The 25,887-nt window shown below is 59.4% G+C and carries 25 protein-coding genes and 2 pseudogenes; 14 read left to right on the top strand and 13 right to left on the bottom strand.

Annotation, left to right across the window (positions count from 1 at the left end; genetic code table 11):
• From BLV07_RS50315 to BLV07_RS11480, 6 genes and pseudogenes are all read left to right on the top strand, one after another.
• Nucleotides 1–222: pseudogene (locus BLV07_RS50315) on the top strand (hypothetical protein); the annotation flags it as partial.
• A gap of 9 nt (nucleotides 223–231) precedes the next feature.
• The gene (locus BLV07_RS11500; protein WP_244551068.1) at nucleotides 232–5,955 is read left to right on the top strand and encodes an Ig-like domain-containing protein; all 5,724 of its coding nucleotides are present in this window, start codon (nucleotides 232–234) and stop codon (nucleotides 5,953–5,955) included.
• Between the two features lie 958 nt (nucleotides 5,956–6,913).
• Entirely contained in the window at nucleotides 6,914–7,447 is a 534-nt protein-coding gene (locus tag BLV07_RS11495) for a hypothetical protein (RefSeq protein ID WP_091884654.1), read from the top strand.
• Complete coding sequence (locus BLV07_RS11490; protein ID WP_244551067.1) at nucleotides 7,428–7,937, top strand: DUF5681 domain-containing protein; 510 nt, start codon at nucleotides 7,428–7,430, stop codon at nucleotides 7,935–7,937. The genes BLV07_RS11495 and BLV07_RS11490 overlap by 20 nt, the downstream gene beginning before the upstream one ends.
• A 35-nt stretch (nucleotides 7,938–7,972) precedes the next feature.
• Complete coding sequence (locus tag BLV07_RS11485; protein ID WP_091884645.1) at nucleotides 7,973–8,419, top strand: hypothetical protein; 447 nt, start codon at nucleotides 7,973–7,975, stop codon at nucleotides 8,417–8,419.
• Nucleotides 8,420–8,498: 79 nt separating this feature from the next.
• Nucleotides 8,499–9,854, top strand: coding sequence for a site-specific DNA-methyltransferase (locus BLV07_RS11480; RefSeq protein WP_091884641.1), 1,356 nt, complete (start codon nucleotides 8,499–8,501; stop codon nucleotides 9,852–9,854).
• A gap of 59 nt (nucleotides 9,855–9,913) precedes the next feature.
• On the opposite strand, the gene BLV07_RS11475 is transcribed toward BLV07_RS11480, so the two are convergent.
• Nucleotides 9,914–10,825, bottom strand: a complete 912-nt coding sequence (locus tag BLV07_RS11475; RefSeq protein WP_091884637.1) for a restriction endonuclease — start codon at nucleotides 10,823–10,825, stop codon at nucleotides 9,914–9,916.
• 249 nt (nucleotides 10,826–11,074) lie between these two features.
• On the opposite strand from BLV07_RS11475, the gene BLV07_RS11470 reads away from it, so the two are divergent.
• From BLV07_RS11470 to BLV07_RS11460, 3 genes are all read left to right on the top strand, one after another.
• Complete coding sequence (locus BLV07_RS11470; protein WP_091884634.1) at nucleotides 11,075–11,329, top strand: helix-turn-helix domain-containing protein; 255 nt, start codon at nucleotides 11,075–11,077, stop codon at nucleotides 11,327–11,329.
• A gap of 391 nt (nucleotides 11,330–11,720) precedes the next feature.
• On the top strand, nucleotides 11,721–12,158 hold the full coding sequence (locus tag BLV07_RS11465) for a hypothetical protein (RefSeq protein WP_091884629.1): 438 nt from the start codon (nucleotides 11,721–11,723) through the stop codon (nucleotides 12,156–12,158).
• Nucleotides 12,151–13,383: an HlyD family secretion protein gene (locus BLV07_RS11460; RefSeq protein ID WP_091884625.1), complete on the top strand. Its 1,233-nt coding sequence runs from the start codon at nucleotides 12,151–12,153 to the stop codon at nucleotides 13,381–13,383. Before BLV07_RS11465 ends, BLV07_RS11460 begins: the two co-directional genes overlap by 8 nt.
• Before the next feature lie 418 nt (nucleotides 13,384–13,801).
• On the opposite strand, the gene BLV07_RS11450 is transcribed toward BLV07_RS11460, so the two are convergent.
• Entirely contained in the window at nucleotides 13,802–14,152 is a 351-nt protein-coding gene (locus BLV07_RS11450; RefSeq protein ID WP_143035388.1) for a hypothetical protein, read from the bottom strand.
• A 344-nt stretch (nucleotides 14,153–14,496) separates the two neighbouring features.
• On the opposite strand from BLV07_RS11450, the gene BLV07_RS11445 reads away from it, so the two are divergent.
• On the top strand, nucleotides 14,497–14,811 hold the full coding sequence (locus BLV07_RS11445; protein WP_091884613.1) for a hypothetical protein: 315 nt from the start codon (nucleotides 14,497–14,499) through the stop codon (nucleotides 14,809–14,811).
• A gap of 289 nt (nucleotides 14,812–15,100) precedes the next feature.
• Nucleotides 15,101–15,241 (top strand): annotated as a pseudogene (locus BLV07_RS11440) (transposase); the annotation flags it as partial.
• Here BLV07_RS11440 and BLV07_RS47470 read toward each other — a convergent pair.
• The 11 genes from BLV07_RS47470 to BLV07_RS46065 all read right to left on the bottom strand — a co-directional run bounded on the left by BLV07_RS47470 (nucleotide 15,189) and on the right by BLV07_RS46065 (nucleotide 22,731).
• Nucleotides 15,189–15,347, bottom strand: a complete 159-nt coding sequence (locus BLV07_RS47470) for a hypothetical protein (protein ID WP_176945462.1) — start codon at nucleotides 15,345–15,347, stop codon at nucleotides 15,189–15,191. The pseudogene BLV07_RS11440 and the gene BLV07_RS47470 sit on opposite strands and share 53 nt — an antisense overlap.
• Nucleotides 15,348–15,389: 42 nt before the next feature.
• On the bottom strand, nucleotides 15,390–15,992 hold the full coding sequence (locus tag BLV07_RS11435; protein WP_091884609.1) for a plasmid pRiA4b ORF-3 family protein: 603 nt from the start codon (nucleotides 15,990–15,992) through the stop codon (nucleotides 15,390–15,392).
• Complete coding sequence (gene tnpC / locus BLV07_RS11430) at nucleotides 15,989–17,554, bottom strand: IS66 family transposase (RefSeq protein WP_091884605.1); 1,566 nt, start codon at nucleotides 17,552–17,554, stop codon at nucleotides 15,989–15,991. The genes BLV07_RS11435 and tnpC overlap by 4 nt, the downstream gene beginning before the upstream one ends.
• Nucleotides 17,555–17,605: 51 nt before the next feature.
• Nucleotides 17,606–17,959 carry an IS66 family insertion sequence element accessory protein TnpB gene (gene tnpB, locus BLV07_RS11425; RefSeq protein ID WP_091884601.1) on the bottom strand — a complete coding sequence of 118 codons (354 nt, stop codon included), beginning with the start codon at nucleotides 17,957–17,959 and terminating at the stop codon, nucleotides 17,606–17,608.
• Nucleotides 17,953–18,375, bottom strand: coding sequence for an IS66-like element accessory protein TnpA (gene tnpA / locus BLV07_RS11420; protein WP_091884596.1), 423 nt, complete (start codon nucleotides 18,373–18,375; stop codon nucleotides 17,953–17,955). The genes tnpB and tnpA overlap by 7 nt, the downstream gene beginning before the upstream one ends.
• A 234-nt stretch (nucleotides 18,376–18,609) precedes the next feature.
• Nucleotides 18,610–19,308: a glycosyltransferase family 32 protein gene (locus tag BLV07_RS11415; RefSeq protein ID WP_091884592.1), complete on the bottom strand. Its 699-nt coding sequence runs from the start codon at nucleotides 19,306–19,308 to the stop codon at nucleotides 18,610–18,612.
• A 351-nt stretch (nucleotides 19,309–19,659) separates the two neighbouring features.
• Nucleotides 19,660–20,406 (bottom strand): FkbM family methyltransferase, encoded by a 747-nt coding sequence (locus tag BLV07_RS11410; RefSeq protein ID WP_176945475.1) that lies wholly within the window; start codon nucleotides 20,404–20,406, stop codon nucleotides 19,660–19,662.
• Nucleotides 20,407–21,011: 605 nt separating this feature from the next.
• The gene (locus BLV07_RS46070) at nucleotides 21,012–21,224 is read right to left on the bottom strand and encodes a helix-turn-helix domain-containing protein (protein WP_143035386.1); all 213 of its coding nucleotides are present in this window, start codon (nucleotides 21,222–21,224) and stop codon (nucleotides 21,012–21,014) included.
• Between the two features lie 66 nt (nucleotides 21,225–21,290).
• Nucleotides 21,291–21,536, bottom strand: coding sequence for a PilZ domain-containing protein (locus tag BLV07_RS11405; protein WP_091884584.1), 246 nt, complete (start codon nucleotides 21,534–21,536; stop codon nucleotides 21,291–21,293).
• Nucleotides 21,533–21,781 carry a hypothetical protein gene (locus tag BLV07_RS11400; RefSeq protein ID WP_091884579.1) on the bottom strand — a complete coding sequence of 83 codons (249 nt, stop codon included), beginning with the start codon at nucleotides 21,779–21,781 and terminating at the stop codon, nucleotides 21,533–21,535. Before BLV07_RS11400 ends, BLV07_RS11405 begins: the two co-directional genes overlap by 4 nt.
• 557 nt (nucleotides 21,782–22,338) lie before the next feature.
• Complete coding sequence (locus tag BLV07_RS46065; RefSeq protein WP_143035385.1) at nucleotides 22,339–22,731, bottom strand: hypothetical protein; 393 nt, start codon at nucleotides 22,729–22,731, stop codon at nucleotides 22,339–22,341.
• 459 nt (nucleotides 22,732–23,190) lie between these two features.
• On the opposite strand from BLV07_RS46065, the gene BLV07_RS11390 reads away from it, so the two are divergent.
• From BLV07_RS11390 to BLV07_RS11380, 3 genes are read left to right on the top strand one after another with little or no spacing between them, the layout of a single operon-like run.
• Entirely contained in the window at nucleotides 23,191–24,054 is an 864-nt protein-coding gene (locus BLV07_RS11390; protein ID WP_091884572.1) for a YqaJ viral recombinase family protein, read from the top strand.
• Entirely contained in the window at nucleotides 24,038–25,219 is a 1,182-nt protein-coding gene (locus tag BLV07_RS11385; RefSeq protein ID WP_091884569.1) for an ERF family protein, read from the top strand. Before BLV07_RS11390 ends, BLV07_RS11385 begins: the two co-directional genes overlap by 17 nt.
• Nucleotides 25,216–25,866: a hypothetical protein gene (locus tag BLV07_RS11380; protein WP_244551065.1), complete on the top strand. Its 651-nt coding sequence runs from the start codon at nucleotides 25,216–25,218 to the stop codon at nucleotides 25,864–25,866. The genes BLV07_RS11385 and BLV07_RS11380 overlap by 4 nt, the downstream gene beginning before the upstream one ends.
• Nucleotides 25,867–25,887: the final 21 nt, after the last annotated feature.

Raw genomic sequence — 25,887 nt, 5'->3', positions numbered from 1 at the left:
CTGAGCTTCTCGCTCGACACGACGGCGCCCGCCGTCGCGATCACCAGCGCGGGCGGGCCGGTCAACCAGGCCAGCCAGACCATCACCGGCACGGTCGGCATCGCCGATGCCGGCGCCACCGTCACCATCCTGGACGGCACCACCACAATCGGCACCGCCACCGTGCAGGCCAACGGCAGCTGGAGCAGCACGGTCACGCTCAACAACGGCCCGAACTCCCTGACCGCACGGGTGAGCGATACGGCCGGCAACACCGCGACCAGCAGCGCGGTGGTCTACACGCTCAGCACCACCGGCCCGACGGTGACCGAGGCCCTGGTCGTCGACACCGGCACCTCAGTCACCGACCACGTCACCGCCAACCCGGCCGTGAGCGGCACCGGCCTCGCCAACACAGTGGTGCACTTCACCATCGACGGCAGCCCGATCGCGGCAACGGTGACCGCCGATGCGCAAGGCGCCTGGTCGTTTACGCCGAGCGGGCTGGCCGACGGACCGCACACCATCGTGGCGAGCCAGACCGACAGCTTCGGCAACACCGGTTCGGCCTCGCTGAGCTTCACGCTGGACACGACGGCACCGAGCGGCGGCACGCCAGATCTGACGGCGGGCTCGGACAGCGGCAGCTCGAACACGGACAACATCACCTCGACGACGTCGCCGAGCTTCACGGTGGCGCTGAACCCGGCGGCTGCCATCGGCGATACGGTGCAGCTGTTGCTGGGCGGCTCGCCGCTGGCACATCCGGTCACGCATGTGATCACGGCCACCGACATGACGGCCGGCAGCGTCAGCCTGACGGTGACTGCCGGCGATCTCGGAGCCGATGGCGCCAAGCAGGTCACGGCGCAGTTCAGCGATGCCGCCGGCAACAATTCGATGACTGCAGCGCTGAGCTTCACCCTCGATACCACGGCGCCCGCCGTCGCCATCACCAGCGCCGGCGGACCGGTCAACCAGGCGAGCCAAACCATCACCGGCACGGTGGGCGTCGCCGATGCCGGCGCCACCGTCACCATCCTGGACGGCACTACCACAATCGGCACCGCCATCGTGCAAGGCAACGGCAGCTGGAGCAGCGCGGTCACGCTCAACGACGGCCCGAACTCGCTGACGGCGCGGGTGAGCGATGCCGCCGGCAACACCGCGACCAGCAGCGCGGTGGTCTATTTTGTCGGCGTGCCCGGCGCCATTCTCGGCGACGCTGGCGACAACATCCTGACCGGGACCGTCGGGAACGATGTATTCCAGGGCTTTGGCGGTAATGACATATTCAACGGGTTGTCGGGTGTTGATCGCGCGGTCTATGTCGACGCGACCGGGGGCATTACCGCCGATCTGACGGCAGGGATCGTGACGGGTCCAGGTGTCGGCACCGACACGTTGATCGGTATCGAAGCCATCCAGGGCAGCAACTTTGCCGACCATTACTCGGCGGTCGGTTTCAGCGGCAATTCCGGGGTCCCCGGTACGCCAATTGGCTTCAACAGTTTCGAAGGCATGGGGGGCGACGATATCATCGCCGGCACGGTCAATCCTTCCGGAGAGATTCTGACCCGCATTTCCTATGTCAGTGCGACAGCGGCAGTCGTCGTAGATTTCGCCGCGGGAACGGCGAACGGCGATTCGTCAGTTGGCAGCGACACTTTCACCAACGTCAACTCGGTCATTGGCTCGGCATTTGGAGACACGCTGCGGGGCAGCGACAATCCGAATGGTACTTTCGAGCAATATGACGGTCGTGCCGGCAACGATCTGATCGATGGCCGCGGCGGCTACGATTTCGCCATCTACAACAACGACGTCGCCACAGCCACGGGCATAACCGTCAATCTGGCAACCGGAACCGTCACTGGCGATGCGACGATCGGAACCGACACGCTGCGTTCAGTGGAAGCTGTGCGCGGCACCAACTTCGCTGATACTTACGATGCCACCGGTTTCAGCGGCACCAGCACCAATGCCGGATCGAGCGGCACCTTCAACAATTTTGAAGGCATGGGCGGCAACGATACCATCATCGGAAATGGCAACACCCGAATCCAATATACGCAATCAAGCGCCGCCGTAACGGTCGATTTCCTCGCGGGCACTGCGATCGGCGATGCCTCGGTGGGTACCGATACATTCACCGGCGTCAACGCCGTCATGGGCTCGATGTTTGCCGACACCTTTTCGGGCAGCGGCGCCAACGAGAACTTCATGGGCCTTGCCGGCGATGATTTCATCGACGGAAAAGGCGGCTTCGACACGGCGCAGTATGCCAACCTCACCTTCACGACGGGTGGGATCAGCGTTCACCTTGCAGCTGGAACGGTGACAGGCGATGCCTCGAGCGGCACCGACACCTTGCGTTCAATCGAAGCCATTCAGGGCACTAACTTTATCGACACCTATGACGCGATCAATTTCGGCGTCACGGCAGCTATCGATCCCGCTACCGGCCTCCCCTATGCCAACGTCGGCAACAATGGCACCTTCAATCAATTTGAGGGAATGGGCGGTAACGACATCATCACCGGTAACGGCAACACGCGCCTAATCTACGCCAACGCGACCGGCCCCGTGACAATCACTTTCAGTCTCAATGGCTGGACCAGCAGCACCAGCGGCGCGTCGGGCACCGTGACCGGCGATGGGTCCGTAGGCACCGACACCTTCTCCGGTGTCGGCTCGGTATCGGGATCGTCATTTGCCGACACCATCACCGGCTCGAACAATCCAAACAACACCTCCGAAGAATTTTCGGGTCGCGCCGGCAATGACTTCATCGACGGCAAGGGTGGGTTCGACAGAGCATTCTACAACAACGATGGCTCGGCTTCAGGTATTCAAGTCGATATGGCTTCGGGCGCGGTGACCGGCGACGCTGCTATCGGAACGGATACCCTCCGATCGGTTGAAGCGATCCGCGGGACGGCCTTCGCCGACACTTATGTCGCAACCAATTTCGGCGTCTCCGGGCCGAATATCGGCGATTTCGGTACTTTCAACGAGTTTGAGGGGATGGCCGGCAACGATGCCATCACCGGCAACGGCAATACCCGCATTGCATTCTACAATGCCCTGGATGGGGTGACCGTCGATCTCGCCGCCGGCAACTCCCACGGGACAGCCTCTGGTGACCTCGCAAGTGTCGGGACAGACACGCTCACCGGCGTGAATGCCGTCCGTGGTTCGTCGTTTGCCGACGTCATCCTCGGAGATGCCAACGCCAATACGCTCGACGGCAGGGATGGCAACGACCGGATCGATGGCCGTGGCGGTGCCGATACCCTGACTGGCGGGAACGGCTCTGACACTTTCGTCTATGCCGATGGCGGCGGAGCAGACACCATCACGGACTTTGACCGCAGCCAGGGCGATACCATTGATCTGACAGGTTTGTCCGGCATCTTCACGCTCGCGGACGTTCAATCGAAATCGACGGTGAGTGCCGGCAATACCATCATCAATTTCGGGAGCGGAAATACTCTGACACTGATTGGTGTCACGAGCCTCCAGCAAAGCGACTTCATCTTTCCGAACGCCACCAATGGCACCTCGGGCTCGGATGTGCTGCTCGGAACGAGCCAAGCGGATGCAATTTATGGGCTTGCAGGAAATGATCGGCTTCAGGGGTTCGGTGGCAACGATCTGCTCGATGGCGGGGCCGATTTCGACCGCGCTGTCTACACCGATGCCACGGGCGGAATCTCCGTCGACCTGGCGGCGGGCACGGCATCCGGTCCGGCAGTGGGCACCGACACGCTCGTCGCGATCGAAGGTGCGATTGGCAGCGATTTCGCGGACACATTCAATGCGACCGGCTTCGCGGGAGCCACCGGTATTCCCGGTACACCGGTCGGGTTTAACGAGTTCGAGGGTCGAGGCGGCAATGACACCATTCTAAGTGCCGTGAACCCTCTGGGCGCGGCTCTGACGCGGGTTTCTTATGTGAGCGCCACTGCGGGTGTGACTGTCGATATCTTGGCCGGCACAGCGGATGGAGATGGATCCGTTGGTCACGACACGTTTGTCGGCTCGGGAATTATTGCAGTCTGGGGCTCTTCGTTCGCCGATACCCTTTTCGGAAGCAACAACGGCTTCGGCACGATCGAGGTATTTGCAGGCTTCGCTGGCAACGATGTGATCGACGGCCGCGGCGGCTTCGACCGCGTCGACTACAATAACGATCCGACCACCACGTCAGGCATCACTGTCAATCTCGCGGCCGGCACCCTGACGGGAGATGCCACGGTTGGTAGTGATACACTGGTGTCGATTGAAGCTGTCCGCGGCACCAATTTTGCCGACACCTACAACGCCTCCGGGTTTAGCAACACCAGCACGAACTCCGGATCACTGGGGACATTCAACGAGTTCACCGGCGAGGGCGGCAACGACATCATCACCGGCAATGGCAACACGCGCATCGGATTCAATAATGCGACCGCGGGCGTTGTGGTGGACATAGCAGCCGGCACGGCTACCGGGGACTCCTCGGTCGGAAGTGATACGTTCACCGGCGTGAATGCCGTCATGGGCACGATGTTCATCGATTCCCTGTCGGGAAGCGGCATCAACGAGACATTTACCGGGCTTGGCGGCAACGACACGATTGACGGTCGCGGCGGCTTTGATACTGCCAGCTATAACAACATCTATCTTTCGACCGGCAGTGTCACCATTGACATGGCGACCGGCACGGCTACGGGCGATTCCTCGATCGGCGTGGACACGCTGCGCTCGATCGAAGCTATCCAGGGAACCATCCTTGCCGATGCCTACGTGGCAACCGGATACGGCCTCGCAGGCGCTCTTAACGTCGGCAACAACGGCACCTTCAACCAGTTCGAGGGACTTGGTGGTGACGATTCGATCACCGGCAACGGCAACACGCGCCTGATCTACACCAATGCGACCGGCCCCGTGACGATCACTTTCGGCCTTAATAGCTGGACCAGCACCACCAGCGGCGCGTCGGGGACCGTAACCGGTGATGGGTCCGTAGGCACCGATACCTTCTCGGGCGTTGGCTCGGTCTCAGGATCGTCATTTGCCGACACCATCACCGGCTCGAACAATCCCAATGGTACAGCGGAAGATTTTGCGGGTCGCGGCGGCGATGACTTGATCGACGGTAAAGCTGGTTTTGACAGAGCGTTCTACAACAACGATGGGTCTGCGTCAGGTATTCAAGTCGATCTGGCTTCGGGCGTGGTGACCGGCGACGCTTCGATCGGAACAGACACTCTTCGGTCAATTGAGGGGATCCGCGGGACCGCCTTCGCCGACACTTATGTCGCGACCAATTTCGGCGTCTCCGGGCCGAATCTCGGCGATTTCGGTACTTTCAACGAGTTTGAGGGGATGGCCGGCAATGACACCATCACCGGCAACGGCAATACCCGCATTGCATTCTACAATGCTCTGGATGGGGTGACAGTCGATCTCGCCGCAGGCAACTCCCACGGGACGGCCTCCGGTGACGTCGCAAGTGTCGGGACAGATGCGTTCACCGGCGTGAATGCCGTCCGTGGTTCAGCCTTCGCTGACTTCATTTTCGGCGATGCCGGCAACAACACATTGGATGGGCAAGCAGGAAATGACGTGATCCAGGGGCGCGGAGGCGCCGACACCCTGATAGGAGGAGCGGGAAACGACCAATTCGTCTTCGCCGCGGTGTCCGACTCTACGGTAGCAAGCCATGATACGATCAGTGATTTCGTTCATGGTGCAGACCTCATCGACACCTCGGCGATCGCGGGAGTAACGACTGTCCAGGGCCTGCTAAGCGGGAGCGCCCAAGTCGCGGCGCATAGTATCGCGTGGATTCAGAGCGGCGCGAATACGATTGTCTACGTCAACAGCTCGGGCGCTGCGCAGAACCAGGGGTCGGCAGATATGGAAATTGTTTTGACCAGCGTCACTGCGAATACTTTGACCAATCAGGACTTTCTCTTCCAGATCTAACGGCGCAGTTCTTTGCCCCTCACACTGCATGGCCTATGGTTGTGACTCCTTGCCCAATCGTGCTCGTCGCGCGCAATGCCTAGTTCTATGGTGCTCTCCACACATTTGGTCTAGCCGCAACATCGCTGCCGCGGCGGACGGCGCGTCCCACTGCAGAGAGATGGGCGCGCCAAGCCCAATCGATCAGGATCTGACCAGCTCACGACCGCTGGCAATAAGCGAGCAGCACAAACGGCCCTAATCGCTCATCGGCAGTCGGAGCTGGTCAGCCTTGTTTCCCAACTGGCGTGAAGCGGCGGATCCCGTAAGGATGCTGGTCGCTTCTTCAGGGCCATATAGGCTCATGCTCCTAAGTCGCTTGCCATCCGCGCAGCGATCCCGTGGGCGAGCGGGTGGTGCCGCCTTTTCATCCTCCGCGGCGCGAAACGCGATCGGCCTAGACCCATTCGCGGTCGGTTACAGGTTGCTTGGCGGGTACATTGGTGTCCGCCAGGACAGGAACGGTGGTAGAGAGCGCTACGATGATAGGTGCTCCGCCACAGGCCGACGAGCGCCCTCGGCAGCGGGAAATAACAGGGCAAATGCGCAAATAGTGAGGGCTAACCGCTGGCCCAAAACACTAAACGCCTTGAAATACCTGCTCGATTCTGTCGGTTTCCCGTGCACGATCTTGCGGGAATTTGTTTTCAAATTGCGGCAAATCGACCTTCGGCTCAGGGAAGAGCCGTACGACATTAACCTTCACGGCTGCAGCGCTTGTTTATGTTTGACGAGCGAAAAATTCGCTTCTAAATACGCGTTAGCGGTCTGGTCGAAAGCCGGCCGCGATGCCCAGAACCCCGGCAGATGCAAGAGAATGCGCAACGTGGTGATCCCCCGCGTCGCGGCATGCCTTGTTCTGGGACATTTCAACTCAGGATGAGGCCATGGTCTGCGGCGCTGACGCTGGAGCAAGATCGTGCCTGACAAGAACAAGGCCGAGCAAGGCCTAAAACCTACGACCTACAAGGTCGGCTACAAGAAGCCCCCCTTAGAAACCCGCTTTGGTGCAGAGCGCCAGCCTGACCGGAACAGGCGGCGAGCCACAGGACATCCTGCGCCCGATATTGCCGCTCTGCTTGATGAACCCCTGCAGGTCAAAAGCAAGGGCAAGAGGACCAAGATGCACCTCCACGAGGCCACCCTGAACGGCCTCTTCAAGCGCGTCCTCAAGGGCGAGATCGGGGCCATCAAGAAATTCCTGCAGTACTGCCGCGGCGCAGGCCTGCTCGAGCCTGCTGCTCTTGCATCGGCGGGCGTTGTCGTTGAGGCGCCCCAAGGGGTCCCGCTGGAGCTCGCAGGGCTTCTGATCCGCGAGGTTGGGCTGCCGCCATGGGACGAGGAAGTCTACGAGGACTACCGAGCAAAATATGACGAGGAATGCGCAACCATCGCCGCGCTGAAAGAGGAGGCTCTAAGAAGGGCAAGGTCCGATGGCAAAGACGTCTTTTAGGGGCGCCTCCGCACCGGGGCGAGTACCGCCACCGGCGAACAAGCGCTTTGCGAAGGGCATCTCAGGCAATCCCAATGGCCGGCCCCGCGGCGCGGTGAGCTTGGACGCCATGACCCGCAAATTCGCTCTGCGTCGGGACAACATCTCGATCGGCGGCAAACGGCAGCGGCTTTCGCGCCTTGAAATTGCATTGCAGGTTCTAAGAGCGCAGGCGGCAGATGCAAAGCCCACTGCAATCCGCCTTGTCGATGAGCTCCGGTCGCACGTTTGGGCAGGACAATCAGAGCGGCCAGCGGGCGGCATCCTGCTCGTGCCAGCACCGCTTTCGCTCGAGGAATATATCGCCCAAGAACAGGAGCGCACCAAGGATGCCCCTATGCCCGGCACCGCAATCGACCTGCAGGCCGAAGAGTTCCTCAAAGCCGTCAATGGCGAGCCGAGCGAGTACGGCGCGGCCCTTCTTGCCTTCCACTGCAAATATCACGGCTAGTCCTCTATCTCCGATTCAAAAGAGACGTTCACATCATGCAAAAGCCGGACGAACCTACGCTCTACGATCTGTTCGATGAGACTTCATTCCGATATTGGGAATTACAGCTACAAGAAGGGCGCGAACCCAGCCTTAAGCAGCTTGTTGCCCTCATTGAAGCAAATGCCGATCAAGCATTCCGCTCCTCGCTGAGGCCAGTGCTCATCAAAGGATTACGAGGCGAGCTCAAGGTCAAGCGAGGCCGCCCGGCGCGCGACTCTCATCAACAAACGCGCCTCTGGTTGGCCAAGTGTGACTATCATGGAAGTCTTGCAGAGCAGCGCGAAGCAAGGGAAGCGAGGCCCGGCGTCAACCACAAACCAGCGTCAAAAGGAGGGGTCCACATACCGACGCACGAGCGAGTAGCCGAAGAGGTGCTAAGGCGCTGGCGGCTTCCGATGACCGTCAGATCTTTCCTCAACGAGATCGCATCACAAAAATAGCTCCGATTTATTCTGAATGAACCTGGTGTGGCGAGCCGATAGACCCTCCTTGTGAAATCAACTCAAGGAGTTGCCTTAGATGCAAGACCGACCACAACGACATCAACTGTCTATCAGCTATCAGGACCCCGCCAACCTCAACCCTCGAGCGACCAATCCCCGCACGCATTCCAAGAAGCAGATCGAGCAAATCGTCGCCGCCATCCGGCAGTTCGGCTTCACCAATCCTATCCTCGTCGACCAGGATAACGGTGTGATCGCCGGCCACGGCCGTCTTGCCGCGGCAAAGGTGCTTGGCCTTGCCGAAGTCCCGACCGTTCGGCTCGCCGATATGACCGAGGCGGAGATCCGGGCCTACGTGATCGCGGACAACAAGCTTGCGGAGAATGCCGGCTGGGACAAGCGCCTGCTCGGGCTCGAATTGCAATATCTCTCCGAGCTCGAGATCGATCTCGACGTCACCATCACCGGATTTGAGGCGCCCGAGATTGACATCTTCATCAGCGAGGTCTTGGAGAGCGCAAACGACAGCAATGATGCTGCAGACGAAGTAGTCGAGCCGGCTTCAGGGCCGCCAATCAGCCAAAGCGGAGACCTATGGCGGATTGGAGAGCACCGCCTGATTTGCGGCGATTCGACTCAAGCCCAGACCTATCAAGCTCTGCTCGGCACCAAGCGAGCTCAGATGATCTTCTCCGACCCGCCCTACAACGTGCCGATTGCGGGGCATGTCTCTGGGAACGGCGACATTATCCACCCCGAGTTCGCCATGGCCTCCGGCGAGATGTCCAGGAGCGAGTTTACCGCCTTTCTCAACGCGGTGTTCCGCAACCTCGTCGCCCACACGGTGAACGGCGCGATTCATTTCCAGTGCATCGATTGGCGACACATCCGGGAGATGCTTGCGGCCGCCGATGGCGTCTACACCGAGCTGAAGAACCTTTGCGTCTGGGCCAAGAACAACGCCGGCATGGGCTCATTCTACCGCTCGCAGCACGAACTCGTCTGCGTGTTTAAATCCGGCTCGGCGCCGCACATCAACAATATCGAACTCGGCAAATTCGGCCGCAACCGCACCAACGTATGGAATTACGCCGGCGTGAACGCCTTCGGTGAGGGCCGCGCCGACCTGCAGCTGCATCCGACGGTCAAACCCGTCGCCATGGTCGAGGACGCCATCCGTGACTGCTCACGCAGGAAGGGCCTCATCCTTGATCCCTTCCTCGGCTCGGGCACGACGCTGATCGCGGCAGAGCGCACGGGGCGCATCGGATACGGCATTGAGATAGATCCGCGCTACTGCGACGTTGCGCTGCGCCGGCTTCAGGCTGTGTGCGGGCTAGGTGCGGTCCTGGAGACCACCGGCGAGCCCTTCGAGGCGGTTGCCGCGCGACGCCAACGCGGCGAGGCTTGCCTGAGCGAGGCCGCCGAATAACCGCCGACATGAGCTCGGCTGGTCCTCTGCGCGGGGCCGGCCGGGCCGCCGGATCTAACCTATAAGATGCGCTCGGCCACCCAGCGGAACAGGCCGGCTTCGACCGCAGCGCTGGCGACTTGGTCCGCCGACCAGATGTGGACGTTGGGCATGTCCGCCGCCGTCCGGATCGGCCGATTGGCAGAGTGATAGACAAAGAAGAAGGCGCTGGCGCCCGCCTGTCGCTGAAAGCGCTTAAGATAGTTCTTAAAGACCGCCTGCGTTGCGTGCGATTTGACCTGCACCCAGGCACTGTCTCCCGTCAGCGGCTGCAAGGCGACAAAATCGACATCCGGCTGGGCTCCGCCGAGCGCGGTCTGGCGCTTATAGCCGCTGTGAGCGAAGATCAGATCGACCAGCGTCTCAAAATCCCGCCAATCCAACCGGCGAACCAAGTCCGCAGCGGTCGTCGTCACCTCCCCGAGCAATTGATCGGCCTTGAGACGAAGCGGCTCATCCTCGCCCCGAATTCGCCGCCGCAAATACTCGGCCTCTCGCACGGCGCAGATCGTTCGCCGATAGCTTGCGATACTACTCAGAGCCGAGCTGAAGCTGTGTTCCGTCAGCAAGCTGCCGGTCAGGCTTGTGTTGCGCCAAGGGGTTCGCACCGGACGAAATCTTGGAGGCGCATTCGTGTCGTCGCTGTCGCCTTCGAGAACCTCATCTTGCGCGAAGGTCCACCAGACATGGCCATCGGCGATGGTAAACCACAATGTGTCCTGCCCGAGACTATAAAACTCCTTCAGTTCGCGCTCATCGTCTTTCAAGCCTCGCTCGTTCCGGCCCATTGCAATCAACTGCCGACGGACTTCATCCCAATCGCCCCTGGCGCAGGCGTCGTGGCCGACACCGCGGAAATCAAGGGGAAGGATGCCGCGCTTGATCGCTTCACTGGCCCATTTGCGGCCGGGACCAAGTTTGATGTAGCGCACTGCACCCACCTTGAGGGGCGCAGATCTCACGGCATCCCCCTTCCCGCCCATTTGATTTGCCAACCTTAGTTTGTTCATCTCGGATACCGCCGCTCTTACCAAACAACTCGTGCGGACTTCGCTCTGCCCGCGCCGGAAGTCGAGCGGGTCCAAGATGAGTAACAGAACAGAGTTAATCTGATCCTATTTTGGGATAATCCCGATCCGGGATCAAATTGACCGCCGCCGAATCAATGCGCCCGGCGGCCAATGGAAAAATCCCTCAAATCCGCCGAATATGCCCGTCTCATCACGCTCCTTGTCGCAGCGCGACATAAAGCCGGCATTCGCCAACAAGCGCTCGCCAAGAAGCTGCGCAAGCCGCAATCCTTCGTCGCCAAATACGAGGGCGGCGAACGCCGGCTCGACGTCGTCGAATTCATCACCATTGCCGAGGCGCTGGGGACTGATCCCTTGAAGCTGTTTCGGCGTTTCATCCGCGAAAGGGCAAAATTACAGCAATAGCTGCGGGACCGGGTGGCACGCTCGGGCCGCAACTCTTTCGCTGCTTTTCTGGCGCCACTCTTAAAGCTGAGCACTCTAACGGCGCGCACGTCCTCAACGAGGATCATCCGTAGCGGCTAAAATTACACACCTCTTGAGGCTAGATGCCCTGTTCTCGCCCCTCGCGACCGTTTGCCCGGCGCAGGGACATGTCCGAAGTGTGGGGCAGAGCGGAAGTCATTCGCCGAGGCTCAAACCGGCGCTATTGACCCCAAGCGGACCATTCCTTGCTCACGGAAGCTAACGGAGCTCCTTGGCCCTCAACACGGTCCTTGATTAAGTTCCAGTATTAGGGAACCATCTCCGCACGGGCCTGACAGGACCCCTCGGTCTTCGGGTAAGGAGAACGAGCTTGAGCGAACAGATACATCCGGCAGCGTCACACCATCTGCCGTTCTTCGTCCCCGGCCCCGACGGGTCGGACGCCCTGATGGTGGTGATGGGCATTTTCCTGGTGGCGGCCGTGTTGTGGGTTGGCACGCTGTACTGGAAGCTGCACAGTCTGCCGGAGCGCATGGCGCACAAATCGCAGAAGCTGCAGTTCGAGATCGTCGCGGTGCTCGGCCTGATCTCGCTCTTTACGCACATGCATATCTTCTGGGTCGCCGGCCTTCTGCTCGCGATGGTCGATCTGCCGGACTTCAGTACCCCGCTGCGGGCCATCGCCGGTTCGGTCGAGCGCATCGCCGACGCCACTTCGGGTTCGACTGAAACAGCATCTGAAGCCGAATCGACCGGCAAGTCCGACACAAGAAATGCCGCGAAAGAGGAGGCGCGGGGCCATGCTTGAGCTCCTCCTCTGCTCCCTCGTCACAATCCTTCCGGACTACCTTTTTCGCCGCTATCGGCAGGGCAAGCGCTTCGGCAAGGAGATCACGTTCTATTCGATCTGGTACGAACTGAGGTGGGGCATTACCGGCTGCCTGATGCTCACCGTCGCGCTGATCACCATGATCTTCTATTACCATCCCTCGACCACCTCTGCAGCGATCTACTTCCGCACCATGCCCATCCTCCCCGAAGCGGCCGGCCGTGTCGCCGAGGTCAATGTCGATTTCAGCGCTCCAGTGAAGAAGGGCGACGTTCTCTTCAGACTGGACAGCTCTAAGCAACAGGCCGCGCTTGAGACGGCCAAGCGAAGAGTCGCGGAGGTCGATGCATCACTGATCAGCGCACGGGCCGATGTGGTCAAGGCGGAAGCCCAGATCGGGGAGGCGAAGGCTTACCATCAGCAGGCGAAAGACGAGCTGGAAGCCAAGAGCGAATTGCAGCGCCGCAATCCCGGCATAGTGCCGCAACGCGACATTGAGAAGTTGCAAGTTACCGTCGACCAAAGGCAAGCCGGCATCGATGCCGCCAACGCTGCTAGGGAATCTGCTGCCTTGCGCGTCTCCACGCAGCTGCCCGCCGAGAAGGCAAGTGCCGAGGCCGCTACGGCGGAGGCGCAGGTCGACCTCGATAAGACTTACATTCGTGCCGGTGTTGACGGACGGGTCGAGCAGTTTCTCCTTCGCACGGGCGATGTCGTCAATCAGATGATGCGACCGGCCGGAATATTGATCCCGGAAGGTGCCGGCCGGAGCGTGCTGCAGGCTGGTTTTGGCCAGATCGAAGCCCAGGTCATGAAACCAGGCATGGTTGCCGAGGCGACTTGCATTTCAAAGCCTTGGGTGATCATCCCGCTGGTCATCACCGGCGTTCAGGACTACATCGCGGCCGGTCAATTCCGTTCCGGCGAGCAGTTGGTCGATCCGCAAAGTCTGCGGCAGCCGGGCACGATCCTCGTGTTCCTGGAGCCGCTCTACAAGGACGGTCTTGAAGGCGTCACGCCAGGCAGCAGCTGCATCGTCAATGCCTACACCAGTAACCACGATTTGATCACTGATCCGAAGACCGGCGCACTGAAGGGATTTGCCCTGCACGTCGTCGATGCGACGGGGCTCGTGCATGCGCTTCTGTTGCGCATCCAGGCCTTGCTGCTGCCGGTCAAGACGCTGGTGCTGAGCGGTCACTGATCACATCTTCACGCGGGGCGGTTGGCTGCTTCGTACGCCTCAAGTTCGAGCGTATTGTATCGCGGAGAGACGCCGTGGTGCGGGTCCAAATCCTGTTTCGCGTTCTCTTCAATCTTCTTCTTCTGGCTGTCGGGAGGCTTGCCGGTCAGAGGCGAGCAGATTGACGAAGAAGGAACAGACGTCAGCCTGAAGACGGGAGTGCCAACGCTTGGTCCGCTCTTGGCCCGAAGGCGAAGCTGCCGCTCCCTCATTAGAAGTTTACTCCGAGGGGCCTAGCGGACGCGAATTGCTCGCGTTGAGCATTTCTCAGTTTGACCCCGAAGCGGACGTTCGGTGTGGAGGACCCTCACCCCCTCATACCCTGCTTCTTCAATCTCGTAATTTGGCCGCGGTATCCTAAGGCAAGGCGGCCGCGCCGCTAGCCCGTACGGAACGCGACGACGAACTGAATCAGGCGCACGGTTGCAACAACGTACAGAACTATTACGGCAATTCGGATTCCCATATGCCAGTGCTGCTTGTTGAGTTGATGCAATCCGTTCAACGCATTGAGGACCGCGAGCAGCGCCCCGATCGCTAACACGACGTATCCTGCGAACTCGTCATAGAGAACACCACGCAGTTCAATGGTGACAGCCTGCTTGATGACGTGGGCGCCCGCAGCGATTATTACGGTTGCCATAAGAAGATTTCTGACGTGGTCGAATAGGTCTTTCAGGCCGCCTTGGTCGAACAGTCTTACGCCTCTTTCCCGAAACAGCTCGCGCATAATTGCCTCCATTTGTCTCAACGTGCCCGACTCCAAAAGTGCAAGACCGCGCTGTCATGCCCACTTTGGCTAGGATTGTCAGGAGCCGGCTTGAACGCAGTCCGATGGCCCTGCCGCGTTCAGCCGTATGACGGTAAGGACCGAGCGCCTTGCGCCGCACGCGTATTCCTGCAGCTCAAATGTCAGGTCGATTGATTGACCTTGAACGCAAACTGGGAGAGTATGAAATCTCCGTCGGGTGCTGTTTCGCTCACAATGCGGTTCCCCGGCAAATGACGCTGTAGGGCGGTGGCGAGCAGGCCCGGCGATGTGGTGCACTACACCCAATCGTCAGGAGGACATCCATGCTTCGTTACCCCCTTATCGGTTTGGCGGCCTTCCTGCTCTTCTGCGCAAGCTTGATTCCCGATGAGGCGCTGGCGCGCCGTGGCGGTGGCGTTCGGGTCCATGCGGGCGGTGCCAGGGTCGCTCACGTCAGGCACGTCTATCGACCGATACCCGGTCGTCCGGTAGCGCGCACGGCGGTCCGCAGAGGCGTTTACCGCGGGGCGGCTTACGGCGCCGCCGCGGCTGGCGCTGCGGCTTACGGCTACTCCAACAGCCGCTGCTACCACGACACTTACGGCAACTGGGTGTGCCCGCATCAATATCCCTATTGATCGGAGCCTGATGCTCTCACCCGTTCTGCTGCTGCAGCCCGATGATGGTATGTCCGGAAATGGCCCATCAGCGAAGTCGCGGCACAAGTCGCTAAGGTCAACTTCTTAGGGCGGAGCGGACTGGATTTGCTCACTCTGAGATCCTTCGCATTTTGACCCACAACGGACCGCGCCGTTCAACCAATCTTTGACTGACGGCGTTCCTGCGTCATTAGAACCTCATCACCAACATCCTCAATATGTGGATCAAGGTCCAAAGACCGCGGAGACTCCCACCAAGGTGCGCAAGTTGGGGTTCGTCGGTGTCCAGCCACTCGACACCGGCCGACCGAGTTACCATCCCAGCACTACGCTCAAGCTGTACATCTACGGCTATCTCAATCGGATTCCGTCGAGCCGACGGCTGGAGCGGGAATGCCAGCGCAATATCCGAGATCGAGACCGTCGACGAACACGTCGACCGCTCGGACCGGATTGTCATCGCTCACATAGTCATCGAGCGACGACGGAAACAGCGTGCTCTGCCCCCGATCCACCGTAAGCGGAGCTCTGCGGCCCTTTTGAATGGCGCTTGACGCCTATTTTGTTCGCGTGGCGCGCCGCCGCGGTTTCCATGTGTCGGACAACGCGTTGACGGCGGCTTCGAGCGCCTTCCGGTCGACGACGTTGGGATCGAACCGCTCCGGGCCCCAGAGGCGCATATGTTCGTGCTCTGGATGGGTGGGATCGCCGATGGCTTCGAGGTATTCGGCATAACCCGGCGCACCGCCGACGTCTTCCGGAGGACAACGACCGGCTGCCTCGAGCAGGAGGGGCAGGCCCTCTGCCGTGGTGTTGTCGAACCATTTTTCGAGCTTGATCACATGGTCCCAGCTGTCGCCGAAGTCATAGAGATAATGGATCGTCTTGGCGCCCGTCTCGCGAACGACATCGCAAAGCCGCGCTTTGCTGGCATCCATGGGCTGGTGGCCGTAATCGTTGTGGGGATCAGGAATCCCCCAACGGACCTCACCAGCGAAGAACTCGAAGAGGTGGCTATTCGTCCAGCCAAATGCCTCCTGAAGCGCCAGATGCAGCCGATCAAGGCGCAGGGTGACGGGTACGACAAGGCGACGCATCACCTCCGGTTTCACGTCCTTGAGGGTCACCTTGATCCGGACCGCGGTCGTGTTCAGGCTCATGCCGCCAGCCTCGGATCGTGTGCAAGCATCGTGTAGATCGACGCCCAAGGGAGCAGTTCGTCCAGTCGCGCCGCAGGCCAACCATTGACGAGCTTCGCGAGAACATCAGTGAGCCAGTGCTCGGCACTGACGCCATTGAGCTTACAGGTCTCGATTAACGAAGCCAGAACTGCCCAATTCTCGGCGCCCTCGTCGCACCCGGCAAAAAGGGAGTTCTTGGCGTTGAGCTTAATCGGCCTCATCGCACGCTCGACCGCATTCGTGTCCATCTCGATGCGCCCGTCATCAAGGTAGAGCGTCAGGTCGTTCCAATGGCGTAGCGCATAACGCAAAGCCTTCGCCGTGTCGCTCTTCCCCGCAAGGTGATCAAGCGTTGCCTCAAACCACTGCTTCAAGGCTGTAGCCAGAGGCCGGGCATGCGCTTGTCGGCCGGCGCAGCGCTCGGGAGCAGAGTGGCCGCGCAGTGCCTTCTCGACCGCGTAGAGCTGGGCAATGCGCGCGAGCGCCTCGCGGGCAACCGGAGCTGGCGCCGGAGCAGCCTCGCGCTCGATCTTCACAAACTGGCGCCGTAGATGCGACCAGCAGAAGGCGAGCGTTCCGGACAGGGCATCCGCACGCGTCTCTCGGGTCATGGTCTTGTAGGCCTGATAGCCGTCGCAGTGGATGATGCCGCGATAGCCTTCGAGCAGCCTCAAGCCATGGACGGCCCCACGGCCCGGTGCATAAGCGTAAACCACGCCAGGTGGGTCAGGTCCGGCCCAGGGCCTGTCATCGCGTGACAGCGCCCAGAAGTAGCCGGTTTTGGTCCTGCCGCGCCCCGGATCTAACACCGGTGCGGGGGTCTCATCGACACAGAGCTTCGAAGAGGCGAGCAGAAGCTCGCGCAGACGATGCCACAAGGGCTTCAATTCCTGGGCGGCATAGCCGACCCAGAAGGCGAGCGTGGAACGGTCCAGGGCTATTCCGTGCGTCGCCAGCATCTGCGCCTGGCGGTAAAGCGGCAAATGCCAATGATACTTGGCGTCGATCACATGCGCGACCAGCCGCTCAGTGGGCAATCCACCCCTGATCAGTCGCTCGGGAGCGGCGTGCTGGAGGACGACGCCGTGACAGGCGCGGCAGGCCAGCTTGGGCCGGCGGGTGACGATGACACGATACTGCGCCGGTACGACGTCCAGCCTCTGGCTCTCATCGTAACCAATCTCAAAGAGGTCGCCCTCACAAGACGGGCAACAAGTCTCCGCTGGCATCAGGGTTTCGACGATGCGCGGCAAATGCTCCGGCAACTGACCACGGTTGGCCCTGCGCGCGGCCGTCCTCTTCTCGCAAACTCTGGGATTGGCGCGATCCTCGGCTGCTTCGAGGGCCGCGACGGCCTGATCGATATCCTCCAGAACAAGCTGCAGCTGATCAGCGTCCAGCTTTTCCGAGGACCGACCGAACTGCGCATCTTTTGCAAGCTTGAGCAACCGCTCGAGCCTGGCGCAGCGATCCAGCAGAGCCGCGGCAAAGACGCGCAACTCGGCCGGATCGCTCGGCAGCTCATCAGGCAAATCACTCATTGCTCCGAGTCTGCCATGCTTCGCGCCCCGATGCAGCGAAGATTTGTATCTTTACGCAAGTGCTTTCGGCTGCGCGTCGCGAGGCGCATGCATGCGCGTCCAATCCATGCCGGCCAGAAGCGCCGACAGCTGGGCGGCATTCATCCGCATCACGCCGGCCACGATGGGAGGCCATTTGAAGCCGCTGCCATCGAGCCGCTTCCAGTACATCACAAGGCCGCTGCCATCCCAGACGACGATCTTCACCCGGTCAGCGCGCTTCGCACGGAAGACCACCGCCACGCCCTTCATCGGGTCATGGCCCAGCGTCTCCTTCGCCAACAGCGTCAAGCCCTCCGCACCTTTTCTGAAGTCCACAGGTTGCGTCGCTACGTAAATCGTAAGGCTCGCAGGCGGCGTCAGCATGAACGTGTCCGTCGAAGCGCTAAGAACACATCACTCAACACAGCAAGGCCAGGCGCCCCCCGCACCTCCACGCGTGCTCCCTGGAGCTCAACCGTCACAATGGCTGCTTCCGGCGACCCGGTAGGCTCTGCGGCCGCCGGTAGCGCCGATTCCGACACCACCGGCACGAACGACAGCGTATCCGCCGAAGCCGGCAGCACCAACTGGCCCAAACGCGCCCGGCGCCGCCAGTCATGCACCTGTTGGGGCCGGCAGCCATGGCGACGGGCGACGTCTGTGACAACCGCCCCCGGCTCGAGACTATCCGCGGCAATCTGTGCCTTCAAATCATCCGGCCACCGCTTGCGACCTGCGCCAGCATACACTTCGATACGCGGCGACAACGGTCGTCTTAGGTCGTCCGAATGGTCGTCCATTGTGAGCACCCTTGCTGAAGATGACTCTTCTAACGGTGCTCTCAAGACTCCGCACAAACAATCCGACGGGCCTCGGCGCTACGCTTACGATCCACCCCTTCAACAAAGCGCTTCATCAGATGCCCCGCAAAATCGCAGGGAATCTTATCGCCCGAATCACAGCAAACGGAGCCTTTTCACACGGCCTGGGCCGCAACCGGACAGGAAGGCGAAAGCGACCGCGGCATCTTGAAGCTATTGCCAGCTTCCGGCAGCCCCATGCACGAAGGAGGATCCTTCCAACGTTCCCTTGCTCATTCCTGCTTGAAAGATTTGACTTCCAGGAACGACCCGAATGTCCTTGTGTTTCTTCAATGAACCATTCTGGGTGATGATCTTCGAAATAGCATTTGGTCCGGTGACACCAAAGACCAACGGATAAATTGATTTTCCTAGCAGATTAGCCACTGCTTGCTTTGCAAATCGGCCCGCTTGCGCAGTAGGTGACTGCACGGCTCGAACGTTCTGGGTAACTCCATTGAGGATATCTGTCCAAACGGGATGCTTCGGCTCGCTTGCAAATAGGCAGTTGTGCACACTATTGGTGATCGAACGATCATTGGGCCAAGTCCATTCCCGCTCGACAAAAATGACTCCCTCGTCAAATTCAAATCTCTTTCTGAATAGAACGTCAGTGTCGCAGTAAACTCCACCACAGTGATCCATCAAGAGGTATCGGACAGTGTCGACAACCCAAATGAATTTGGGCATCCGGGAGATCGTGCTCTCATAATACTTAGGATAGTTTTTCTTGATGAATTGCAGTATGTCATCGTCGTCATGGATCAGTATTTTGTAGTCTGGATAGAAGGCTCTTATGACATCGACATTGCCTTGCGCGGTCGAAGACAGTTTCTTACTCTTGCTTGTGAGGTGGAATATTTTAGGAATCATGGCTTACCCCCATCCAATCGTTCGCGGCTCTCCTGCACGCTCTCCGATCACATAAGCTACCCTACGACTTCGCTCCCTAGGCTGCCGACGGCCGTCCCTTCGACCTTCACTGCCAATCAAACTTCTTTCTCAAAGCCCTGCAACGCTCCTATGACGGGAACGTCCACCCCTGGCTCTCGGTTCGCCACGTTGTTCACCGCTCCTGATCTGCTATTCTGTAAACCTTGCTCGCTTCATCTCGTCCGTTCTTCTTCGGGGCCGGACTCTAGCTCCATCTAGAGGAAACACGCAGTGGCAGCTCAGGCAGGTTATAGGCTCCATCTCAGCCGGAACGTCGGCTATTTCATAATTTCAAGCGAACGCAATCTCGATATCGGGCGCAGATGGATTGTTTGGGGCATCGAGAGCAGATGGGAGACTTACGACTTTAGCCCCGCCCACGCTGTTTTTGGAGAGCGTTAGCTCAATAACGAGGGGCGTGTCCTCGCTGATCGGAGACCAATTGTTGGCGTGAACATGCAACAGATTAAACTTCAAATCATTCACAAAACTCACGATCCGATCGAGATGAAGATCAACCTCGTGGAACTCGATAACGACGCTAGAAATTCGAGTCCGATTGCGCACGATTGAATCGAGACACCTGTATTCACTCCCCTCAATATCCATTTTCACGAATACATTCGAAGCAGTAACCCGCGAAAAGACGTCATCGAGCGTACAATGCGTTCCTCCAATCGGTAGGCCAACGTACTTCGCAACATGCCGCCTTTGCCCGTTGAAAAACACCCGGAAAGCTCGCAATTTCCATAGAAGTCCTAATGCCAATTTCGGCTTGAAGTCTAGCAACGCCTTAACCGCTCTTTTGATAAAGAGCTTAGCGTTGGTAGAGGCATCGTATGCGTCCAAAGGAACATCATTGATATTCACAAAATCGCTCTCAAATCTCCAATCGCAATTAACACCAAAAGACAAAAGGAAATCGGAGCGAACAACATCTGTGCGAGACACCAGATATCCGCCGTCGCCCTTGCCTCCCAATCTAATTAGGTCTTGGCAAGCTACGGGCTGCAACGTTGCAGGCAATCTAGCTTTCATGAAAACCTCTGTGGCTGAAGACATACTCATTCGCCTAGTGGCTACTGCCGTCACTTCGCTGATGTGGCACGCTTGATCGCGTTGGCCTGTCTCCGGACGGCAGGACCTTCTCCCGCTCGAGGCGGAACATATTTCTCGATTGCGTGGCTCACCAGGCGCGACTCATGCATCGCTTCACCTTCTGTCTCAGTACCGAACTAGGTCTTACCCTTCGCGGTGTGGAGCTCCATGAGCTACCCTATACCAATCGTTCGCGGCTTCTCCTGCACGTTTTCCGATCGCATAAGCTACAACTATCTTCGTTCCCCTAGCGCTGCCGCGAATTAGGAAGAGAGAACAGAACACGGACCTAAGTCCGCATTTTGCGCGAACAGTCCGGAAACGATGCTCACATGCCCGCAATTGGTCGAAAGCGTCTTCGCCGGAAAGCTGTCGGATATGTTAGCTTTGGGGCGAAAAAGTGGAGCTCAACCACTAGTCGCCGCTATGTCCTATCCCTCAGGAGCGGAAATGGATCGCGTGCTCCGGTTGGGAGGCTTGAGGGACCGGAGCAAACTGGCGGTATAGAGCCTCGCTGGCGGCCGTTTGATCGCCGGGACCTTCGACTAACCGGGCCATTGCGCGAAGGCACGTCCGTTAGTGCGGCTTACTCGACCTTGCTGCTTGCGGAAGCGTTGCAATCGACCGTAGACCGCCAGACGAGTGCGGCCCAACCGCTGGCTAATCTCGCTTGCAGTCATGCCACCATCGAATAGCGCAAGAAGTTGCAGTTCTTCCTCGGGTGACCACGGACGGATTTCCAGTCTATTGTTGGACATCGCCTATCCACACCAGCGAAAACACCGCGAAAAATTCATCAGAGCTATAAATAAAGCTTCTCCGCCTCAAAGATCCTCGAACGAGACTCCGATAAGATTGCCACTCGACCAGACGAGGCGGCAACTTCGGATGATGCGATCTTTCTCGAGCATCAGTTTGAATGTGGAGTTCACGTGCAGCTTCGACGAAAGCTCAACTGCTGCTCCTTGTTCCGACATGTTGACCACGCGGCAGCGTAAGCTGGCGCCGTCGCCTGAAATGTAGGCGACCTCGTCCACATCGATGCGCTCCAGCTTTCGACGTTCCATCATTTTATTGCAGCCCACAACGAGCTCATTCGCCCAATGTGCACATTGTCCATAGCATCCGACATTGTCGCGCGATCTGTGTTGCTAAGTCCGATTGCTCCTTGGCGAGACCTTTTTCTTTGCTCAAGCATATCGTGTCCGTCACGTTCGAGCATCTCAATCAAAATGATTTGGTTTTCAATATAGAGTTGCTTGGCTGCAGTTTTTCGAGCGAGAGTAGCTAATTCATCGTTGCGATGGGAAGTCATTGGCAATCTCATGGCTGGCCAGTAAAGCTACATCCTATCTGGCCTTACCTGCGAAACAGTTACTGATCCGCTGGAGTCCCTCATCATAACCGATGCCGACCGCAACTCCGCGGGGCATGTCATGATGAAGCGCTCGCACAAACGCGCGCCCTCTACTTCGGACCGGCATCTGCAAGCGAGGCGAGTGTCCTAAGCAATTTGGCATAGAGAACGCAATCATGACCGAAGGCGAAGCAGGCACCGGCTTCATCCAAGACAGATCATGTTACCACCGCGCCACTCTCCCGACACACCGCGACCGGCTTCATGCGCTGTTCGCTTATCAATTTGGTGAAACGGCGAATGCGCGGGCGGGCGGACTGAATGCGAAGCTCTGCTCCGGGTATCGAGCAGCTTGTCTACGAAGCTGGACGGCTTCACGACGCCGCCAGCCTCCTTGCTCGAATGGTGCACGATTAGAGTAGGACTGAGTTCTCCCAATTCGCACAATCGGCGGGACGTGGGAATCGGCGAGCTCTCTAAACGCAACATGTCCAGCCGTCCGCCTGTCCCTTTTGTCATCCCTGCTTCAGCCAGCGCCTCAGGACACGCCGTTGCGAGGCCCGGACCGGCCTCTCATAGCGCTCCAATCCGGCAAGACGCTTCGCTAACTTAGGGCTCGGGCATTCCATCAATGCAACCAGCATGTCATGGCGGGCTTGGCGGATGCGACCGAGCCACAGATTGGCACGGACAAGATCATCCACGTCGAATGAGCTTTGTTGCTGTGCGAGACCTGCCGTCATCGCACCGAGCAATACGCTGGAGCTGACATCGTTTTCCGGGTTCAGGCGCGAGAGACCGTGCCGACGGGCGTTGCGGCTCGACCGCGCCTTACCGGCGTCCGTTTTAGGACCCGTGCTTCGTTTGGCGTTCGACCGATTCGCTGTAATTTTTCGTTCTGACGCCATGCCACTTTTTACTCGGGTCTCACTCTTTTCCCGAGACTTCCCTCGAAGTGGCTATGACTTCAAGCCGCAGATCGAGAAACAGTGACGATCGTGGGACGTTCGTGGCTTCCATGCATTCAGGAAGGACCGGCCGAACGCGGCTCAAAGCGTTTGAAGACCACATGCCGCCCGCTCTCTTGCACTTGCCCCTCACCCGTTTTGGCTTTGATTTGTCAATTTCGGACGAGACCGGGTCCCACGCAAATCCCCTCGTCTGGGGCTTTTCCTTTGCCGATCATCGGCAACAATCTCTAGCGACATGAGCAACAAGATTGCTGCAAAAAGGACTGGCATTCCGCTGCGATTGGAGCGTTACTGAGTCGGCCGGGCGCGATCGCAGCGCCGGTATCTCACCTCGCAGACGCGGGGCTTCAGGCAGTGCAGCGAGGAGCGCTGCTGTTCCTGGAGTAGGAGATACACGTGCGTAGCGTACAGAGTGACGGCCCGGCCGAGCCACAGCATCAAATCATCAGGTTCAATTCGAACGACCGGCGGCACTTCATCGGCGGTTCGGACGCCCGCATTATCATGGGGGATGACCAAGAGAGCCTCATCCGACTTTGGCGTGAAAAACGCGGCGAAACAGAGCCGCAAGATCTCTCGGACAATTTGATCGTTCAGCTCGGGACAGTGACAGAGGTCTTGAACCGCGCCTGGTATCAACGGGCAAGCGGTCACACGATCAAGGACATCCAGAAGCGCGTTCGCCATCCCGTACACAAATGGATGGCAGCAACGCTGGATGGGACCGTCGAGCAGACCGGCGCGGTCTTCGAAGCCAAGTTCATGCTGCCCTGGGCCTTCACTGAGGAAGCCGCGGCCGAGAAACACATGGCCCAGTTGCAGCACAATATGTGGGTGACAGCCGCCCGCAACTCCGTGCTCTCCATCATCACTGGCGGCGGCAAGTGGGTCGAGATCAAGGTGCACGCCGACCCGCTCTACCAACATCTCCTTCTGACGGCCGAGAAGAAGTTTTGGCGCTGCGTCCAGGGCGGTGAGCCGCCCATGCTCTTCAACATTGAGACGCCTCGGCCAAGGCTCGAGGCGGTGAAAGTCGTCGACATGTCGACTTCCAACCAATGGGCGGAGCTGGCGGGCACCTATCTACGAACCCGAGACGCGCACGGGGAGCATGAGACCGCTAAGGCAGACCTGAAGAAGCTCATGCCGGAGGATGCCAAGGAGGCCGCCGGGCACGGGATTAAGGCCAAGCGCTCCAAATCCGGGGCGATCAGCTTCGAAGCTCAAGCGGTGGAGGATTCGCATGCACCGCTCCAGTGAGCGCATCGGGACCATCGCAGCCGCCCTCGCCCGGGCCCAGGCCGAACTGACGAATCCGGAGAAGACCCTGACCGCCGTGATCCGGTCTCCCTTCCCTCGGGAGGATGACCGAACCTTCCGCTATGCCTCGCTGGCCTCTGGACTGGACATCGTCCGCAAGACGCTAAGCCAGCAGGAGATCGCCACCATCCAGACGACCCGGACTGAGCAAGTCACGGGCCAGATCCACCTCACCACCCTGCTTGCCCATGCATCAGGAGAGTGGATCTCGTCGGACCTTCCGGTCTGCACCAGCAAGGACGTTGAGGCACCGCACCGGATGGGAGCCGCGCTCACCTACGCTCGGCGGTATGCCCTCTTTGCCTTGGTCGGAATCGCCGGGGAGGATGACTTAGACGCGCCCGACGTGGTTACAGAGCCTCCCGCTGCCACCGAGCCGCAGGCCGCGCCAGGAACGAAGGGAAAATCGCCTAAGGCCGTCCTGAATCGGCAACCAGTTCTGCCGCCTGAACGCTCTGCCGAGCTCCTGGACCGGCTCTTGTGCGAGCTTGCTCTCCAGGAGGGCGGTGACGGGCTGCTTGCCTGGGCCAAGATCACCCTGCCCCTCAAGAACACGCTCCTGGAGGCGGACGCCCGCATTCTTGAGGCCTCCTACCAGAAGAGGTTCGAGGAAGCCGCCCTTCCCGACATCGATTTAGCAGATCAGCGGCCCATGTCAGCGGTCGAACGGTCTCTACTTGAGGAACGCCCATTCGAGACAACCAGCGACGTTCACGCGCCTGCCAACGCCTCTTCCGGAGAGCAGGTCGGCCTCGCCTTCCCAAAAGAGGCGCCTCGGAGGCGAAGCAAGGATCACCTCGCCTTCATCCGCAGCCAGGGTTGTCTGGTCTGCCAGAAGAGCCCCGCTGACGCGCATCATCTGAAATTTGCTCAACCGCGGACCTTGGGGCGCAAAGTCAGCGACGAGTTCACTGTCCCGCTTTGCCGATCCCATCATCAATCCCTGCATCGGCACGGAAACGAAAGAGCCTGGTGGAGCAACCTGCAAATTTCGCCGCTGCCGATCGCGAAGGAACTTTGGGATGCCAGCCCCGTGCATCTGACGAACGGAGCAAACGTCGCTGCACTGACGTCAAGCCCGCCATCGGAGGCGCGAGGTCAATGAATGATCCTGTCAACCTAACTCAACCGCAATCGGCGAGCATCTTGCCGGCTCAGTTTGAGGCGCTGTGTCCTCCGCCTCAACTTCTGCCCGGAGAGAACATCGACCACTATCATGCGGTTCAGGTCGCAATCTTCCGCGACATCAACCCTCAATCTGCCATCGAATGGCTTCTCGCCATCGATATCGCCGAGCTCTCCTGGGAGATGCAGCGCTATCGGGTACTACGGCACAGGCTCCTGAGCATCTACCGCCAGAAGGCCATCGAGATGACGCTTCGCCGCATCGACCTGGCTGGCATTGCCCCTGACTTCCAGGATGTAGCCGAAATCTACACCATCAATAACGCTCTGGATTGGCAACTGGACGCTTCTGCTGCGCGCGACATCGAAGCCCGTCTTCGATCGTACGGCCTCGATCAACACGCCATCAGCATGGAGGTCTACGTTCAGGCGCGCGAGATCCTCTCGCTGTTTGAATCACTCCTGAACGGAGCTCAGCTTCGACGCCTACTGTTGCTGAAGGAAATTAACAACCTCCGACGCTCGAATATGGTGGATCTTGCCCACGTTGCTAGCCGCAAAGGTCAGCCAAGCGGCGCCAAGTTTCCTCGAAGAGTTCTTGCTGACGAGGCTTTACACGGACGCTAGCGCCATAGTCGTCTAAGGATA

The organism is Bradyrhizobium sp. Rc2d, from assembly GCF_900099855.1.
Lineage (GTDB): Bacteria > Pseudomonadota > Alphaproteobacteria > Rhizobiales > Xanthobacteraceae > Bradyrhizobium.
The sequence above is the reverse complement of the archived record's forward strand: the minus strand, read 5'-3'. Positions and strand labels throughout refer to the sequence as shown.